This window comes from Escherichia sp. WS2035, from assembly GCF_046487065.1.
Taxonomy (GTDB): Bacteria; Pseudomonadota; Gammaproteobacteria; order Enterobacterales; family Enterobacteriaceae; genus Escherichia; species Escherichia coli.
The window spans coordinates 1-909 of the sequence record NZ_JBJQKD010000053.1; the positions used below are offsets into that span (position 1 = coordinate 1).

Sequence of the window (909 nt, forward strand, 5' to 3'; positions counted from 1 at the left end):
CTGGCAGTTGGCAATCGTCTTATCCCTGAAGGTTTCAGTGGCAGAATCATCTGGATACATCCTGACAACCGACCTTTTCTTCGTGCCCTCTATGCGGCAATCCTGGCAAATGCACATTTACGGCGTCATCAGGATGCCATCATGCTCATTGAAAAAATACTGGATTACAATCCCGAAGATAATCATGGTGCACGCTGGCTACTGGGACCGGAACTGTTACGCACTGGCGCTCATGAACAGGCACGCCATATACTGCAGGAACATGCAGATGAATTTTCACCTTACTGGTATGAACTCGGCCTTCTGCATTTTCTTAATGGGGAACTGGTAAAAGCTGCAACTGCATTTCGTCGCGGCTTTGCGGCAAATACTTACATCGCAGAAATACTGTGCGGAAATCTGCATCCATTTCCACTTGCTGTATGGCATAACTTTTCAGGCGGTCCGGATACTGCCGAAGATTATTATGCCACATACCACCCGTTATGGGGGCAATATCCGGAAGCATTGCTGTTTGTAAACTGGCTCTATAATCATTCCTCTGTGCTGCATGAACGGGCAGAAATCATTAAATGCGCCGAAATGCTGATGCAGGAAGATGATTTCGAAATATGCGAAAGTATTTTAAGACAGCAGGAGAAGTTGCGTGAAAGAATTGATGAGACGCTTTCTGAGAAAATTGTACAGAAATGCAGAAATATGAATGGTGAATATGTCTGGCCCTGGATATTGCCGTTTTCAGCGGCAGGCATGAAACATACTGGCATACAGTATCAGTAGATATTGCATTAGTGTATCCTGCACACAAGTAATAATTTATCCACCAATAATAACACTGTTAATGTCCCCTTCCCCTGGTTGTCAGCCAGGGGTTATCTTCTGAATATTTCTTTTGAAAAGGATAACACA

General features: G+C 44.2%; 1 protein-coding gene. It reads left to right on the forward strand.

The genetic code is table 11. From position 1 onward, the window contains the following. A partial coding sequence (locus ACJHX4_RS26725; protein ID WP_224158736.1) for a tetratricopeptide repeat protein occupies window positions 1-780 on the forward strand: 780 nt, incomplete at its 5' end. Between the last annotated feature and the right edge of the window lie 129 nt (window positions 781-909).